Source organism: Paraburkholderia sp. UYCP14C (genome assembly GCF_004197395.1).
Lineage (GTDB): Bacteria > Pseudomonadota > Gammaproteobacteria > Burkholderiales > Burkholderiaceae > Paraburkholderia.
Genome location: NZ_SELS01000010.1, coordinates 92638 through 108933, shown reverse-complemented (window position 1 = coordinate 108933; position 16296 = coordinate 92638). Strand labels below are relative to the sequence as shown.

Here is a 16296-nt window from a genome sequence, read left to right as displayed (position 1 = left end):
GTGTGGTCCGCGCCTTGCAAGCACAACCCGAAACACATCGATCTCAGCTCAATTGGAACACTTGACCATCGCCCAGCGTAACGCCCAGAACGCAAAGCTCGCGAGCTATGCGCACCGGCCGCTTGCGTTTCTCTTCCGCTTTATCCGCCGCCATCCGGTCGCGCATGCGATCGTGTTGTGCAGCGTGATTGCGGCCGTGGGCTGTGCACTCGCTTCGCAATACGCGATCAAACATCTGATCGACGTGCTCGGCGGCGGCCGCCATCATCCGGGGCCGCTGTGGGGCGCATTCGCGATCCTCGTCGGCCTGATCGCCGCCGACAACTTGTTGTGGCGGGTCGGCGGCTGGTTCGCCGCGCACACGTTCGTCGCCGTGACGGGCGATTTGCGGCGCGACCTGTTCCAGTACCTGAGCGGCCATTCGCCGACCTACTACGCCGAAAAGCAGCCCGGCATGCTGGCAAGCCGGATCACCGCGACCTCGAACGCCGTCTACACCGCCGAAAACACCACCGCGTGGAACGTGCTGCCGCCGTGCATCGCGGTGCTCGGCGCGATCGTGATGATCATCTCGGTGAACCCGCTGATGGCCGCCGGCCTGATGCTGTGCTCGGCGATCCTGTCGGTCGTGCTGTACAAGCTGGCGGGCCGCGGCTCCGCGCGCCACCATAATTTCGCGACCAAGGCGGCATCGGTCGACGGCGAGCTCGTCGACGTGATCAGCAACATGGGCCTCGTGCGCGCGTTCGGCATGACGTTTCGCGAGCAGGGGCGCTTCGCGTCGACGGTCAAGTCGGAGATGGACGCGCGCCAGCAAAGCCTGCTGTATCTGGAAAAGCTGCGTCTGCTGCATGCGGTGATCACCGCGCTGCTGTCGGCCGGACTGCTCGGCTGGGCGCTGTGGCTGTGGGACCAGGGCCGCGCGACCTCGGGCGACATCGTGCTCGTGAGCTCGCTCGGCTTCACGATCCTGCACGGCACGCGCGACCTGGCGGTCGCACTCGTCGACGTCACCCAGCACGTCGCGCGACTCGCGGAAGCCGTGCGCACGCTGCTCGAACCGCACGGCATGCCCGATCGCGACGACGCGACCGAACTCGTGCCGCAGGGCGGCCGCGTCGCGTTCGAAGGCGTCACATTCGCCTATCCGCGCCGCCGGCCGATTCTCGATCACTTCGACCTCAATATCGAACCGGGTCAGCGCGTCGGCCTGATCGGCAAGTCGGGCGCCGGCAAATCGACGGTGCTCGCGCTGTTGCAGCGCTTCTACGAAACCCAGGGTGGTGCGATCAAGATCGACGGCCAGGACATCGCGTCGATTACCCAGGACAGCCTGCGCCACGCGATCGCGCTGGTGCCCCAGGACATTTCGCTGTTCCATCGCACGGTGTACGAAAACATCGCGTACGGCCGCCCCGAAGCGAGCCGCGAGGAAGTGCTCGCCGCCGCGCGCGAGGCACGTTGCGCGGACTTCATCGAAGCGATGCCGGAAGGCTACGACACGATCGTCGGGGACCGCGGTGTGAAGCTGTCGGGCGGCCAGCGCCAACGCATCGCGATCGCACGCGCGATTCTGAAAAACGCGCCGATCCTGCTGCTCGACGAAGCCACCTCCGCGCTAGACAGCGCGTCCGAAGAAGCGATCCAGAAGGCGCTCGACCGGCTAATGGTCGGCCGTACCGTGATCGCGATCGCGCACCGTCTGTCGACCCTGAACAACTTCGACCGGATCATCGTGATGAGCGCCGGCAAGGTCATCGACGACGGTTCGCCGGAAGAACTGCGCCAGCGTCCGGGCCTCTATCGCGACCTGCTGGCGAAGCAATACGGCAAGGGCCAGACGCTGCATGTCGGCGGCAAGAAGGTCGACGAACAGCACGTGGCCTGAGTCACGCCGCGTCCACGCGCTGTCGATCGCACGAAAAAAAGCCGCTCCCCGGAGCGGCTTTTTGCTGTCTGGCTCGCGGCTGGCTTAGCCGGTCACGCTCTCGCGCGCCGCCCTCTTCCTCGCGGTGCCCGCCGCACCCGCGGCCGCGCGCGCCTTCCCGCTTCTGGCGCGCTTCGCGCCATCGACGCTCTGCAGATCGCGCATGAAGTTGTCGCGCCACACCGACACGTTGTTCTCGCGCAGCTGCGCCATCATGTCGCGATAGCGCGCCTGCCGCTCGGCGAGCGGCATACCGAGCGCCCACGCAAGCGCTTCGGCCATGCCGTCGATATCGACCGGGTTGACGATCAGCGCGCCATCGAGCTCCTGCGCCGCGCCCGCGAAGCGCGACAGCACGAGCACGCCCGGATTCTCCGGATCCTGCGCCGACACATATTCCTTCGCGACGAGGTTCATGCCGTCGCGCAACGGCGTCACATAGCCGACGTGCGCGGTGCGGAACAGCGCCGCCAGCACCGAGCGCTCGTACTGCTTATGGATGTACAGGATCGGCGTCCAGTCCAGCTCGGCGAAACGTCCGTTGATCCGTCCCGATTCGCCTTCGAGCTGCAGCCGGATGTCCTGATACGCGTGCAGGTCGGCGCGCGTCGGCGGTGCGATCTGCAGGAACGACACCTTGTTGCGTTGTGCGGCCGAATGTTCGAGCAGGCGCTCGAACGCGCGGAATCGCTCGACCAGCCCCTTCGAATAGTCGAGCCGGTCGACGCTCATGATCAGCTTGCGCGAATGCAGCGTCGCCTTCATCGTGCGCACCGGCTTGCCGCGCTCGCCCGCTTTCGCGAGCTCGGCGATCTCGTCCGGATAGACGCCGATCGGATACGCCGACGCGCGCAGCGTGCGGCCGAACGCATGCACGGTGAGCGGCCCTTGCGCCGACGCGTCGATCGAGCCGCCGCCTTCGTTGGTCACGTAATCGCAGAACGCGCGCAGATCGGGGCCGGTCTGGAAGCCGAGCAGGTCGAACGAACACAGCGCCTCGACGAGCTCGCGATGCGGCGGCACCGTCAGCAGCACCTGCGAGGCCGGAAACGGAATGTGCAGAAAAAACCCGATGCGGTTCTTCACGCCCGCCGAGCGCAGCGCCTGCGCGAACGGGATCAGGTGATAGTCGTGCACCCAGATCACATCGTCTTCGCGCAACAGCGGCACCAGTTGCTGCGCGAGCCACGCGTTGACGCGGCAGTAGCCTTCGAAGTCGTGCCGGTCGTAATGCAGCAGGTCGGTTCGATAGTGGAACGCGGGCCACAGCGTCGCGTTCGAGAAACCGCGGTAGTACTGGTCGTAATCGCGGCGCATCAAAGCGACGGTCGCGAAGGTCACCGGACCGCGCTCCTCGACCTTGATCTGCGGGTGGCCGGAGGTGAGCACGTCGCCGCTCCAGCCGAACCACATGCCGCCGGTCTCCTTCAGCGCGTCGTACACGCCGACCGCCAGACCGCCCGCAGCCGGGCCGCCCTCCGAAATAGGCGCCACCCGATTCGAAACAATGATCAGTCGGCTCATGAAGCGCGATTCCCGATGCAGTATGTTGTTTTCGTTGAACTGGGCGCCGGCGTCATGCGCCGCGTGCCGCCGCGACAATCGTCTCGAGCCAGTCGAGCAGCAACGACACCGATTCGACACGGGTGCGCGCCATCGTTTCGCCCGCACCGACCTTGATCGACAGGCCACCACGCTCGTTGACGACCGCGAAGCCCTTCTCGTCGGTCAGATCGTCGCCGGCGAATATCGGCGTGCGGCCGGTGAACGGCAGCTCGTCGAGGAACGCGCGCGTCGCGCGGCCCTTGTCGACGTCCTTCGGCTTGATCTCGTAGACCATCTTGCCGGGCTGCAGCACGTAGGACGCCGGGTAATCGGCGACGAGCCGCTCGGTCGCCTCGCGCGCGACCGGCTCGCGGTCCGGTGCATTGCGGTAGTGCAGCGCGAGCGCCGCGCCCTTGATCTCGAGCAGCATGCCCGGATGTTCGTTGACGACCTGCGCGAGCACCTGCTCCATGCGCAACAGGCGCTCGTCGTGAAAGCCGATGCGCTGCGTGTCGCCGTTGGCATCGCGCCGCTCCGCGCCGTGCAAACCGGCGACCGGCAGATCGGGCATGCCGAGAAAGCTGTCGATGCTGTCGATGCCGCGCCCCGACACCACCGCGACCGCGCCATTCGTCAGGCTGCGCAGTTCGCGCAGCAGGTCGATCACGCGCGGCTGCACCAGCACGCCGTCCGGCGTAGGGGCGAGTTCGACGAGCGTGCCGTCGAAATCGAAGAAAAATGCCGTCTCGCTCGGAGACAGAACAGCCGGAAGTGCTTGCATCGCCTGGGTTCGCCTTTCAGCCTTCTATGGCCGGAAAAGTGTGCGCATCTTACCGCGCATCCGTCAATTTTTCGAGAAAGTAAGCCTGGACTCAAGCCCGATGGGCGGTCTGTCCGCCCGCTTGCGTCGATTGCGTTCAAAAGCGCAACGATCGGGCTTCACCGAGCTTTCAGCCAGCTGCGTCAAATTGACTCGCAAATCGTGCGCCCGGCGCGCCGCGCGACGCTGGCGCCAATTTTGCGCTACAGTCGCTGCCACGCGGAGGGTCGGCACGATGGACAGCGTTGCATGCTGTCGCTCAATCGCGTATCGCGCGCGAATCTTGCGCGGCATGATCGGGCGGAGGTGCGGCCCCCCTGCTCCATCGATTCGTGCCGCCTGCTCTTCAATCGAGTCATTGAACCCTGCTTTGTTCCCGATCCTCCCGCCACTGCACCCCAAGCCGAACCTGTCCCGCTCACGACCCGAGCGACACGTGCAACGGTCGATGCACGGGGTGGCACGCCGGTTTGCGGCGGCAGCGGCGCTGGGTACGCTGGTCGCGCTCACCACGCTGGCCGGTTGCACGCAACGCGCCGAGCCGTGGCAATTGACCGACGTGACCGGCCACCTGCCGGATCTGGACTTCACGTTGACCGACGACACCGGCCGCCCCGTCAACGCCGCTTCGTTCAAGGGCCGCGCGTCGCTGGTCTACTTCGGCTACACGCATTGCCCGGACGTCTGTCCCGAAACGATGGGCCGCCTGATGCAGGTGCTCGGCAAGCTCGGCCCCGATGCGCAGAAAGTGCGCATCCTGTTCATCACCGTCGATCCAGCCCGCGACACGCCGCGGGCGTTGCACGACTATGTCGGCGCGTTCGACGCACAGCACGCCGAAGGGCTGACCGGCACCGACTGGCAGATCGAGTCGTTGGCGAAGCGCTATCGTGTCGCTTATCAGATGGAAAAGCGCGACCCGAACGGCAACTACGAGGTCACGCACAGCTCCGCCGTCTATGTGTTCGACGGCGAGGGCCACGCTCGCCTGCTCGCCACCGATCACGACACCCCCGATGCGATCGCGCAGGACCTGCGCCGCATCATCGACGACCAATCCTGATTCTTATTCGATCCCAATCGATCCCATCATGACGATCAAGCTCAAAACGTTCGCTTCACTGGCCGGCGCCTTCGCGCTGTCGTTCGGTATCGCCTCGACCGCGCAGGCGGCTGACGCGCACGCGATCAGCGTCAAGGACGCGTGGGTGCGCTGGTTGCCGAACAACCTGCCCGCGGCCGGCTACGCGACGCTCGTCAACGCGAGCGACAAACCGATCGACCTCGTCGACATTTCGAGCGACGACTACGGCGACGCGATGCTGCATCAAACGGTATCGAATGGTTCGACGCAGAAGATGGTGATGGTCGACAAGCTGACGGTGCCCGCGCATGGCCAGGTCGCGATCGCGCCGGGCGGCTATCACGTGATGCTCGAGGACGCGAAGCACAAGGTCGCGCCGGGCGACACCGTGCATCTGACGCTGAAGTTCTCCGATGGCGAAACGCTGAGCGCGCCGTTCCCGGTCAAGTCGCCGGCCCAGGCGAAGTAAGCGGCATCACGGGCCGCAGCCACCGCACACGCCATCGCCATGAACCTGCTCTACTGGCTCGATCCCTGGGAGTTTTCGCCGACCGTCGTGATCGCGTTGCTGATCCCGGCGATCCTGTTCGTGCGCGGCGCGCGCAAGGCGCGGTTGTCGTTCGCGCGGCGACTGTCGTTCTGGTTCGGGCTGGTCGCGCTATATGTCGTGCTGCATACGCGGCTCGATTATTTCTTCGAGCATGAGTTCTTCATGCATCGCTTGCAGCATCTGGTGCTGCATCATCTCGGGCCATTCTTCATTGCGCTGTCGTATCCGGGCGCGGCGTTACGCGCGGGCATTCCGTTGCGCTGGCGACGGCGCTTCGTGCGGCCGGCGCTGCAAACACCGCTCGTGCGCAGGGTGCTCGATGTGGTCATGCACCCGGTGGTCGCGGTCACGCTATTCGTCGGGCTGATCTATTTCTGGCTGCTGTCGCCGATCCATTTCGTCGCGATGCTCGACTGGCGGCTGTATCGCGTGATGAACTGGAGCATGGCGATCGACGGCTTGCTGTTCTGGTGGCTCGTGCTCGATCCGCGTCCGGCGCCGCCCGCGCGTTTGTCGCCGGGCAAGCGCGTGCTCGTGGTGATCGCGGCGATTCCGCCGCAGATCATCCTCGGCGCATTCATCTTCTTTACGCCGCGCGAGCTGTATCCGATCTATTCGATCTGCGGCCGCGCATTCACGTGGCTGAGCCCGATGCGCGATCAGCAGCTCGGCGGGCTCCTGCTATGGATTCCGGGTTCGATGATGAGCGTGATCGGCGCGCTGATCGCGCTGCGTCACTGGATGCGGCTATCGGCGCGCGGACGCCTGCGCGCCGAGCGGCGTGTGGAAGCGGCGCGCGGACTCACGCATGCGGCATCGACGACCGCCAACGGGCCCCGCTGACCCGTTCAAGCTCGGAGCGAGCGCATCCAGACGTGCGGAATGCCGTCTTCCTCGTGAATCTCAGAAACCGGCTCGAAGCCGAACGCGCCGTAAAAGCCTTGCAGATGCGCCTGCGCGTGCAGACGGATCGGTGTATCGGGCCACTGCGTGCGGATATGCGCGAGCGAGCGCTCGAGCATCGCGTTGCCGAGACCGATGCCGCGAAACGACGCGGTCGTCAATACCCGGCCGATGCGCACGTCGGCATCCGCCGCATCGGGCAACAACACGCGCAGATAGCCGGCCAGGGCTGGCGGCGCCCCATCGTCGCCGTTGCCATACGCGAGCAGATGCCAGGCATCGACGTCGAGCCCGTCGATATCGCCATACAAACAATTCTGTTCGATGACGAACACCCCACTGCGGGCGGCCAGCATCTCATAGACTTCGACGCCCGTCATGTCCCCGAACGGCTTCCAGCGCCATTCGAGTTGGGCGAGCCGCGCGGCGGCGGTGTGCTGCAGATCAGTCATCGGGAGCTTTCAGGGTCAATGCGCGACAGCGCGGAGCGATCCGCAATTATGCCGCGCGTGCCCGCCTCGGGCTACCGACCGAAATCGGAGCCCGTCAGCACCGTTGCGCCGAGCGCGCCTTCGAAGCCTGCTTGTGGCTATACATCGCCGCATCGGCCGCGGCGAGCAGTTCGGCGACCGTGCCGTGACTCGTCGGCTCGTACGTCACCTGGCCCACGCTGAAGTGGATCTGGTAGCCACGCAGCCGCTCGGCATTGCGCTGCTCGAGCAGGTGGCCGAGACGCTGCGTCACTTCATGCGTCTCCGAGTTCGTCGCGCCGCTCAGCAGCGCGACGAACTCGTCGCCGCCGAGCCGCCCGATCACGTCGCTTTCGCGCAGCGCGGTGCGCAGCACCTCGGCGAACGCTTGCAGCGCGCGGTCGCCTTCGGCGTGCCCGAGCGTATCGTTGATCTGCTTGAAGTCGTTCAGATCGAAGAACAGCAGCGACGCCGGCTTATCCATCCGCCTACAGACGTTCAGCGCGTGTTGCGCGAGCACTTCGAAACCGCGCCGGTTCGACAGATGCGTGAGGTCGTCGAGCGTAGCAAGCTGGATCGCGACGAGCTCCTGTTCGGCCATGCGCGCGAGATCGCGCAGCAACGCGCGATCCTCGTCATCGAGCATGCGCGGCTTCGTGTCGATCAGACACAGCGTGCCGACCTTGCTGCCGTTCGAAACCGTCAGCGGACAGCCTGCGTAGAAACGGATCTTCGGCTCGTCGATGACGAACGGATTGTCGCTGAAGCGCGGGTCGGCGAGCGCGTCGGGCACCGTGAGAATATCGTCGCCGAGAATCGCGTGCGCGCAGAACGACACGTCGCGCGAGGTCTCGCTCGCCTCGAGGCCCATGCACGATTTGAACCACTGCCGGTTCGCATCGACGAGACTCACTACGGCTATCGGCACACCGAAAAGTCGCCGCGCGAGGCGGGTCAGGCGATCGAAGCGCTCTTCCGGCGCGGTGTCGAGAATATGCAGTGCGTGCAATCCGTCGAGACGGGCGCTTTCATTGCTGGGCGTCGGTGGAACAAGCATGGAGTGAGCTCGGCGGGCGTCGGATGATCGAATGATAACGGTTAGTGTATAGCGGCATTCGGGAGCGCGGAATCGCGGCAACAGCCAGTCGTGCGGGTGGCCGACCGGCTGCGTTCGGTCGCGAAAGCTGCGCGAGCGTTCAGAACACCGCTTGCATGGGTCGCGCGAGACAGTCGGGCAGATTGTCGGGACCGCACAGATGCAGCGCGCCGACGACCACCAGCGTACGCTCGCGCGCGTCCAGCAATTCGTTCAGCCGCACGGCCCACGCGCGATTGCGCACGTCGAGGATGGCCTGACGGATGCCGGGCAAATTGAACATCGGCGATTCGAGCGCGATTTGCTCTATCGCGCGCAGATCGCCCTCCAGCCACGCCGCGTGCATCCGTTCGAGCGTGCGCTGCGGTTCGCCGCGATCGGCCATCAGCATATCGAGCGCGGCGGCAACGGCTTCGAGCGGAATCGATTCGAGCGCGACTGCGACGTCCTGCGCGGACTCGAGATAGCGATACGGCTTCGACTGCGCAAGCGCCGAGCGCAGCATGCGCGGCTCGACACCCTCGACGACCTGCTGCAGCAGCGTCGGCGCGACGATCAGCGCGGCCCACGGACGCAGTGTTTCAAGCGGCGCGAGCAGACCATCGGTCGGCCACAGCGCCTGCAGTTGCGTCCAGGCTTCGTCGCGCATCAAGGGTCGCAATTGCGCGGCGTCTGAGTGCGCGTCGGCTTTGAGAAACGGCAGGATTGTCGCTGGGTCGGACTCGAATACGAGCGCGTCGGCCCAGTCATAGGCTTCGGCGACCCACGGCGGCGTTCGACGGCTCGTCGCGGGAAACAGATGCATCGAGCCGAGCAGGCGCACCTGGGTGCCGGTAAGTTGGAAATACATGCGGCTTCAATGAAAACGGGCGATGACGATGCCGCAATTCTATCGCCCGATTTCGATAGGGCGCGCCGGTGTGCGTTGCCGTTCCCCTACGCGTGCCGCACGCGCCGTTAATCGAATGCGCTGGCCGGGCGTGAGCCAAAATCAAATGCAATAATTGGCGATGCGCCAATGAATGCATCAACGCATCAAACGCCTGACCGCCGATTATTGGCCAGCTTTTTTAGACGACTCGAGTTCGGTCGTATAGCGCTCGTTTCTCACGCCATTGCTGCCGTAATACACTTCCACCGATTTCAGCCAACGACCCACTTCCGGCACATACCAGAACGCTTTATATGTGCGCCCGGTCGCCTGAACAGGACCGATTTTCTGCGCATGCGTGATCATCGCGGTATCGCCCTGCTCGACCTGGGTGGCTCGCGTGCCCGTCTGACGCGGCTCGAGTTGCGCGACCCAGTCGCCTTCGGCTTCGATCTTGATCGCCTGGAATTTTCCGGCGGGCACTTCGACGGTTTCCGTTCCGACCACCCGATACTGCGAATTCCACTTCTGCAATGCGAAGACCCGGTTAGGGTGCTGCTCGGCATATTCGACGTTCCAGCTCTTGCCCGGCGACAATGGAAACACGAACGGCCGGTTCACGACCATATCCGTGCCGTTCACGCTGCGCTCGCGGCTCCAGTCCGCTCCGGCGATCACCTCGCGTGGCGTCTGCGTCGAGCCCACGATCTTCGATTCGAAATAGATGTGCGTCGATGTCGTGCGCAGCACCGTCACCTGCTCGTGTGTCTGGTTCCAGCCGGACGGTCCTCTTTCGCTCGTCGACGTGTACGTCCACGTGTCCCCGGGTTTGACGTCGGGAGCCGGCGCCGATTGCGCGATCGCCGACAACGGCAAAGCGAGGCTCAGCAGAATGGCGGCGGTTCTGATTTTTTCATGGGCCGAATATAGGTTCTATGTGCAACGAATAAGTTGTCCGAGCCATGCGGGCGAATACCTGATGGCAGACTTTAAAGAGCACAATGCCGGCGATCACTTTACATGAATGCTGCTAAAGCGGCGCCGCCCCACGACGGATTAAATTGCATTTATAGCTGCGGTATAAATTAGAAAGAAAACAGAATATAAATGAAAGTTCATCCAGCAATTCAGGATCGACAGCGAGTACCTGTGGTCTGAGCGATGCGCAGGGCGATGAGAGCTTTGCGCTGTCGTCGGACGGTGGACTGGATTCTGTGGACGCCGGCTATTCGTTCAGCACGAACTCGGCGGGCGCGCTGTCGGTCGGTTCGAGCAGCACGTTTATCGCCTTCAACCCCGCACTACAGGCAGACGCTCTGGCGACCGATGGCAGTACCGCGTGATCTGCACCTTGCCTGGTAACAGTTACACCGTCGTTTTACTCAGCGGCCTGAGTTCCGCGTCGTCATCCGAACTCTTCACGAATAGCGCGATGGGCAATGCGGCCAACGGTCGGAGATGAGTCGTACACCCACGACAGCACCTCACCGGCCTCAACAGGCAAAAAATGAGCACAAAAAAGAAAAGCCCCGACAAGTCGGGGCTTTTGCTTTACATCAAAGACTGGAGGCGCGAGCCGGAGTCGAACCGGCCTAAACGGCTTTGCAGGCCGCTGCATAACCGCTTTGCTATCGCGCCGCAAGCGGACTGGAACCTAGACACGGGTTCGCAGATTTATCTGGCGGTCACCAGAAGAACCGAAGCTCTGGAAAGTTCAGAACGACCGGTCTTCCAAACAAAAAGGGAAGCGTTGCTTCCCCTGATGTATGGAGCGGGAGACGAGGCTCGAACTCGCGACCTCAACCTTGGCAAGGTTGCGCTCTACCAACTGAGCTACTCCCGCATTGAACTGCTTCACACCGCGCTGCGTTTTTTACTTCGCCAAACAACGCGATGCTTCGAAAACTGGAGCGGGAAACGAGGCTCGAACTCGCGACCTCAACCTTGGCAAGGTTGCGCTCTACCAACTGAGCTATTCCCGCGTCGTACTGCATTTACTGCTACTGCTTTACTGCGTCTCCGGTGTTTCGCGCTGCGTGCATCGGAGAAACGAGATTATGGAGAATCGACTGAAACGTGTCAACCCCTTTTGCCCATCTGTTTTAAAGAAAATATTTCGCTCGTAGTAGCGCGGGGTTCGAACACACTTTTGCGCCCGCGCGCCCCTTCTGTTCACACCGTCACGCGATGCCGCCGCGCTCGCGAATCTGTGGCCACGCGAGCTTCATGTAGTACAGCATCGACCAGATCGTCAGGAACGCGGCCAGATAGATCAGCCACAAGCCCCACACGCGCGTGTCGACCGTCACGCCGCCACCGAGCGGCAGTGGGCCGTAGAACAGCAGCATCGGAATCGCGACCATCTGACAAGCGGTCTTGAATTTGCCGAGCGAGTTCACGGCGACGCTCTTCGACGCACCGATCTGCGCCATCCATTCGCGCAGCGCCGAGATCGCGATTTCGCGTCCGACGATCACGAGCGCGATCGCCGAATCGATTCGCGCGAGCTGCACGAGCACGAGCAACGCCGCGGTCACCATCAGCTTGTCGGCGACCGGATCGAGAAACGCGCCGAAGGCCGAGGTCTGATTCCATTTGCGGGCCAGATAGCCGTCGAACCAGTCGGTGAGCGCCGCCAGGATGAAGATCGTCGCGGCCGCGAGATTGCGGTGCGCGGGGCTCATCATCATGTCGGGCAAATAAAACACACCGACGACGAGCGGAATCAGCACGATCCGCAACCAGGTCAGGAATATCGGGAAATTAAACGGCATGGGGCAGGCGCAGCGTCTGACGAGTGAGTTGCAATTGTGCCGTGTCGCAAGGACTGCCACAAGCAAGCGGCCCAGGCATGGCCACGCGGGGGCGGCAAGCGGGCCGCGCCCAGCGCGGAGTTCGCGCAACCGGCGCATCCGCAGCGCGACGCCGGGGCCCGGCGAGCGGTCATTCAGAAAACAGCGCGACGCGGTCCCCCAATTCAATGCAGTTGTCGATAGATCTGCTCAGCGAGCGCCTGCGAAATGCCTTCGACGCTCGCGAGATCCTCGACGCTCGCGGCCACCACTCCGCGCAAGCCGCCAAAGCGCGCCAGCAGACGCTGCCGCCGCTTCGCCCCCACGCCTTCGAGTTCTTCGAGCCGCGAAGTCTGGCGCGTCTTGCCGCGCTTGGCGCGCATGCCGGTGATCGCAAAGCGGTGCGCTTCGTCGCGGATCTGCGCGACCAGCATCAGCGCGGCGCTTTCCTTGCCGAGTTCGAGCGGCGTGCGGCCGTCCGCGAAAATCAGCGTCTCGAGGCCGACCTTGCGCCCCTCGCCCTTCGCGACGCCGACCAGCATGCCGGTATCGAGCCCCAGCTCCGTGAACACCTGCCGCGCGATCTCCACCTGCCCCTTGCCGCCGTCGATCAGCACGATGGTCGGCAGTATGCCGCCGGCCGCGGCCGGCTCAGCGGCATCGGCGGCGAGCGAGGGATCGGCGGCCGCGTCGCTTTGCGATTCGGCGGCTTCGTCGCTCGCATTCGCGGCCGCTTGCGCAACCATCTTCTCGTAGCGGCGCGTGAGCACCTGGCGCATCGCCGCGTAATCGTCGCCGGGCGTGATGCCAGTGATGTTGTAGCGGCGATACTCGGACGACTGCATCTTGTGATGGTGATAGACGACGCACGACGCCTGCGTCGCCTCGCCCATCGTGTGACTGATATCGAAGCATTCGATGCGCAGATGCGCGAGGTCGTCGCACTCCAGACTCAGCGTGTCGGTCAGCGCGCGCGTGCGCGCCTGCTGCGAGCCCTGCTCGGAGAGCAGCCGCGCGAGCGCGAGCCGCGCGTTCTGCTCGGCCATTGCGAGCCATGCGCGTCGCTGTCCTTGCGGTTGACGCAGCACGGACACCTTGTGGCCCGCCTGCTCGATCAACACGTCGACGAGTTCTCGCGCCGGCGCGTGGCTGACCACCAGCACCGGCGGCACGCGATTGCCAAGGTAATGCTGCGCGACGAACGCTTCGAGCACTTCAGATTCGATGGCGCCGGGCGCGCGGCCTTTACGCCGCTTCGCCGCCGGGGAGGATTCCGTGTTCCCGTCGGCGTCTTCGTCGCTGACGGTGTCCGCAGTCGCTGTGACCGCCTCGTCGAGCGCGTCTTCGTCACCGGCATCGGCATCTTCGTCTTCCGACGGCATATCCTGCGCGATCGCAAGCGCATCGGCCGTGGCGCTCGCCGCTTCGGCCGACGGCGCGCGCTCACGCGTATCCGCCGATGCGTCGTCCAGCTCGCCGCCTTCTTCGAGCCCGCCTTCCTCCGCCGTCAACGCGCTTTCCACGTGCGTGGGGAAGTACGCCTTATCGCCGAGATGCCGGCCGCCGCGCACCATCGCGAGATTCACGCACACGCGACCGCCCAGCGCGACCACCGCGAGAATATCGACATCGCTATCGCTGCCGACTTCGATCGCCTGCTGATGCAACACCGTCGACAGCGAGCTCATCTGGTTGCGCACCGCCGCGGCCTGCTCGAACTTCAGCTCGCTCGCGAACGCATGCATCTTCTGCTCGAGCTCCTTCATCACCTCGCCCTGGCGGCCGAGCAGAAAGCGCGACGCGTTGGCGACGTCGCGTGCGTAATCCTCTTCGCTGATGTTCGCGACGCACGGCGCCGTGCAACGGCCGATCTGATGCAGCAGACACGGCCGCGTGCGGTTGTTGAACACCGAGTCTTCGCAGGTGCGCAGCTGGAACACGCGCTGCAGGATCTGGATGCTCTCGCGCACCGCCCACGCGCTCGGGAACGGACCGAAGTACTGATTCTTCCGATCGACCGAGCCGCGGTAATAGGCCATGCGCGGAAACTTGTGGCCGGTCAGCTTCAGATACGGATACGACTTGTCGTCGCGAAACAGGATGTTGTAACGCGGCGTGAGCGCCTTGATCAGGTTGTTTTCGAGCAGCAGTGCCTCGGCCTCGGAACGCGTGACCGTCGTCTCGATGCGCGCGATGCGCGTGACCATCATCGCGATCCGCGGCGACAGTTGCGTCTTCGTGAAGTAGCTCGATACGCGCTTCTTCAGATCGCGCGCCTTGCCGACGTAGAGCACCGCGCCGCCGGTGTCGTAATAGCGGTAGACGCCGGGCAGATGCGGCAGTTGGACGAGCACTTTTTTCGGCTCGAAGGTGTCGGTTGCTTCGGGTTCGGTCATGCGGGATCGATTGGGGTGGGACTGTCTCGTGTTGCCTCGTCGCTTGCACCGCTTGCGTCGCTTGAGCCGTCTGGTGCGCGGCGTCGTGTACCGAAGGTCGTGTCGCGCGTCACGCCATGTGTCGCGCCATGCGGCCCGCGGGTCGGGCAAAGGGCGCGCGCGATCGCTAGCGAGGCTTTAGAATCGCCAGTTTAGAACATTCCACGTTCGTTCGAACCCGCTCCGCGTCGGCGGAGTCACCGAGCCAGCCGAGCTGCCATGTCCTCCGTCGCGCCCGATTCCGGATCACCCGCCGCCCCTGCCACCCCGATCGCCTGCGATATCTTCTGCGCGGTGATCGACAACTTCGGCGACATCGGCGTGTGCTGGCGCCTCGCGCGCCAACTCTCGCGCGAGCACGGCTGGCAGATGCGCGTGTTCGTCGACGATCTGCATGCGTTCAGGAGGCTGTGCCCGTCGCTCGCGCTGGAGCGTGCGCGGCAAACGATCGACGACATCGTCATCGAGCATTGGCACGAGCCGTCCCATGCGGGCGATACGCTCGAGGTCGCCGACGTCGTGATCGAGGCGTTCGCCTGCGAGCTGCCGCCCGTCTATATCGCGGCGATGGCCGGACGCGCGCGCGCGCCGCTGTGGCTCAACCTCGAATATCTGAGCGCCGAGGACTGGATCGCCGATTTTCATCTGCGGCCGTCGCCTCACCCGCGCTACGCGCTCAGCAAGACCTTCTTTTTTCCCGGCCTCGGCCCCGGCACCGGTGGCGTTCTGAAAGAGCGCGATCTCGACGCCGCGCGCGCCGCGTTCGAAGGCTCGCCGGCCGCGCGCACCGACTGGTGGCGCAACGCCACGGGCCACCCGCCGCCTGCCGCCGACGCGACCGTCGTGTCGCTGTTCGCCTACGAAAACCCGGCCGTCGACAGCCTGCTCGAACAATGGCGCGACAGCGCAAGCCCGATCGTGCTGCTGGTGCCCGAAGGACGCATTTCCGGCGCGCTCGCGCGCTTTTTCGGCCTTCCGTCGTTCGCAGCGGGCACCCATGCGACGCGCGGCAACCTCACCGCGCACGCGCTCGCATTCACCGAACAGCCAGGCTACGACGCGCTGCTATGGGCGAGCGACGTCAATTTTGTACGCGGCGAGGACTCGTTCGTGCGCGCGCAGTGGGCCGCGAAGCCGTTCGTCTGGCACATCTACCCGCAAGCCGACGACGCCCATCTGCCAAAGCTGGACGCCGCACTCGCGCACTACACCCGCACGCTGCCCGCTGACGTGCGTGCCGCGCTCGAGCGCTTCTGGCACGCGTGGAACGGCGCGGGTCAACCGGACTGGGCGGAATTCCAGCGCCACCATCCGGCCCTTAAGCAGCGCGCCGCCGCCTGGGCGGTCGAACTCTCGCAAGTCGGCGATCTCGCCGGAAATCTGACCTCGTTCGCAAAAACTCAGTTAAAATAAGCGGTTATCCAACGGCCGACGACGCAAGCGCGGCCCGATTCGAGCAACAACCCCATGGTCAGCCCGTCTGACCGGTCCCCTCGAAAAACACGGCACGCATCCCAATCTTCCGGTCGGGCACGCGAATGTCAGAAAAGGGACGTATGTTTGGGCGTATTGCAGATCGGCGCCACTCGTGTACACGCCCGAACAGGGTAAAAATCAGGTAACGGACAGGCGGAAACGCCGGGGTATCACACCTTGGGTCTTCGCCGCGAGCCGGTCCCGTTTCACGCATCCGGGCTGCGGTCGCTTCAAGCGGCGCGTGGCAGACGGTGGGCGAAACGCCGAAGCCGCTTGGCGCCTATGCCGTTGAGCAACAGTTAAGCTATTTATCTCGTACAGGACAGT

At 64.4% G+C, this 16296-nt stretch carries 14 protein-coding genes and 3 tRNA genes; 6 read left to right on the top strand and 11 right to left on the bottom strand.

The window, feature by feature from the left end; translation table 11 throughout:
* Positions 1-52 precede the first annotated feature (52 nt).
* Entirely contained in the window at positions 53-1888 is a 1836-nt protein-coding gene (locus EVC45_RS12020) for an ABC transporter ATP-binding protein (RefSeq protein ID WP_129958203.1), read from the top strand.
* A gap of 84 nt (positions 1889-1972) precedes the next feature.
* Here the strand turns inward: EVC45_RS12020 and otsA are convergent, their stop codons facing one another.
* Both otsA and otsB read right to left on the bottom strand, forming a co-directional pair.
* Positions 1973-3451 (bottom strand): alpha,alpha-trehalose-phosphate synthase (UDP-forming), encoded by a 1479-nt coding sequence (gene otsA, locus EVC45_RS12015; protein WP_129958202.1) that lies wholly within the window; start codon positions 3449-3451, stop codon positions 1973-1975.
* Positions 3452-3503: 52 nt separating this feature from the next.
* On the bottom strand, positions 3504-4253 hold the full coding sequence (otsB, locus tag EVC45_RS12010) for a trehalose-phosphatase (RefSeq protein WP_129958201.1): 750 nt from the start codon (positions 4251-4253) through the stop codon (positions 3504-3506).
* A gap of 487 nt (positions 4254-4740) precedes the next feature.
* Between otsB and EVC45_RS12005 the strand changes: the two genes are divergently transcribed.
* The 3 genes from EVC45_RS12005 to EVC45_RS11995 are packed head-to-tail and all read left to right on the top strand — an operon-like array spanning position 4741 to position 6769.
* Complete coding sequence (locus tag EVC45_RS12005) at positions 4741-5355, top strand: SCO family protein (protein WP_211193414.1); 615 nt, start codon at positions 4741-4743, stop codon at positions 5353-5355.
* A gap of 28 nt (positions 5356-5383) precedes the next feature.
* The gene (locus EVC45_RS12000) at positions 5384-5845 is read left to right on the top strand and encodes a copper chaperone PCu(A)C (protein ID WP_129958200.1); all 462 of its coding nucleotides are present in this window, start codon (positions 5384-5386) and stop codon (positions 5843-5845) included.
* A 39-nt stretch (positions 5846-5884) separates the two neighbouring features.
* Positions 5885-6769 carry a cytochrome c oxidase assembly protein gene (locus tag EVC45_RS11995; protein ID WP_129958199.1) on the top strand — a complete coding sequence of 295 codons (885 nt, stop codon included), beginning with the start codon at positions 5885-5887 and terminating at the stop codon, positions 6767-6769.
* A 5-nt stretch (positions 6770-6774) separates the two neighbouring features.
* On the opposite strand, the gene EVC45_RS11990 is transcribed toward EVC45_RS11995, so the two are convergent.
* From EVC45_RS11990 to EVC45_RS11975, 4 genes are all read right to left on the bottom strand, one after another.
* The gene (locus EVC45_RS11990; protein WP_129958198.1) at positions 6775-7281 is read right to left on the bottom strand and encodes a GNAT family N-acetyltransferase; all 507 of its coding nucleotides are present in this window, start codon (positions 7279-7281) and stop codon (positions 6775-6777) included.
* A 94-nt stretch (positions 7282-7375) separates the two neighbouring features.
* Positions 7376-8356: a diguanylate cyclase gene (locus tag EVC45_RS11985; protein ID WP_129958197.1), complete on the bottom strand. Its 981-nt coding sequence runs from the start codon at positions 8354-8356 to the stop codon at positions 7376-7378.
* A gap of 139 nt (positions 8357-8495) precedes the next feature.
* A complete protein-coding gene (locus tag EVC45_RS11980; protein WP_129958196.1) occupies positions 8496-9245 on the bottom strand; it encodes a TraB/GumN family protein in 750 nt (249 codons plus the stop codon).
* A gap of 204 nt (positions 9246-9449) precedes the next feature.
* Positions 9450-10142 carry a hypothetical protein gene (locus EVC45_RS11975; RefSeq protein ID WP_248295097.1) on the bottom strand — a complete coding sequence of 231 codons (693 nt, stop codon included), beginning with the start codon at positions 10140-10142 and terminating at the stop codon, positions 9450-9452.
* 338 nt (positions 10143-10480) lie between these two features.
* Here EVC45_RS11975 and EVC45_RS47620 point away from each other — a divergent pair, with 338 nt between their 5' ends.
* A complete protein-coding gene (locus EVC45_RS47620) occupies positions 10481-10609 on the top strand; it encodes a hypothetical protein (RefSeq protein WP_306770774.1) in 129 nt (42 codons plus the stop codon).
* A 221-nt stretch (positions 10610-10830) separates the two neighbouring features.
* On the opposite strand, the gene EVC45_RS11970 is transcribed toward EVC45_RS47620, so the two are convergent.
* The 5 genes from EVC45_RS11970 to uvrC form a co-directional block, all read right to left on the bottom strand.
* A tRNA-Cys gene (locus tag EVC45_RS11970) sits at positions 10831-10904 on the bottom strand.
* A gap of 129 nt (positions 10905-11033) precedes the next feature.
* Positions 11034-11109, bottom strand: a tRNA-Gly gene (locus EVC45_RS11965).
* A gap of 63 nt (positions 11110-11172) precedes the next feature.
* A tRNA-Gly gene (locus EVC45_RS11960) sits at positions 11173-11248 on the bottom strand.
* A 198-nt stretch (positions 11249-11446) separates the two neighbouring features.
* The gene (gene pgsA, locus EVC45_RS11955) at positions 11447-12040 is read right to left on the bottom strand and encodes a CDP-diacylglycerol--glycerol-3-phosphate 3-phosphatidyltransferase (RefSeq protein WP_129958194.1); all 594 of its coding nucleotides are present in this window, start codon (positions 12038-12040) and stop codon (positions 11447-11449) included.
* A 203-nt stretch (positions 12041-12243) separates the two neighbouring features.
* Positions 12244-14454 (bottom strand): excinuclease ABC subunit UvrC, encoded by a 2211-nt coding sequence (gene uvrC / locus EVC45_RS11950; protein ID WP_129958193.1) that lies wholly within the window; start codon positions 14452-14454, stop codon positions 12244-12246.
* Positions 14455-14712: 258 nt separating this feature from the next.
* Here uvrC and earP point away from each other — a divergent pair, with 258 nt between their 5' ends.
* Positions 14713-15906 (top strand): elongation factor P maturation arginine rhamnosyltransferase EarP, encoded by a 1194-nt coding sequence (earP, locus tag EVC45_RS11945; RefSeq protein WP_129958192.1) that lies wholly within the window; start codon positions 14713-14715, stop codon positions 15904-15906.
* Positions 15907-16296: the final 390 nt, after the last annotated feature.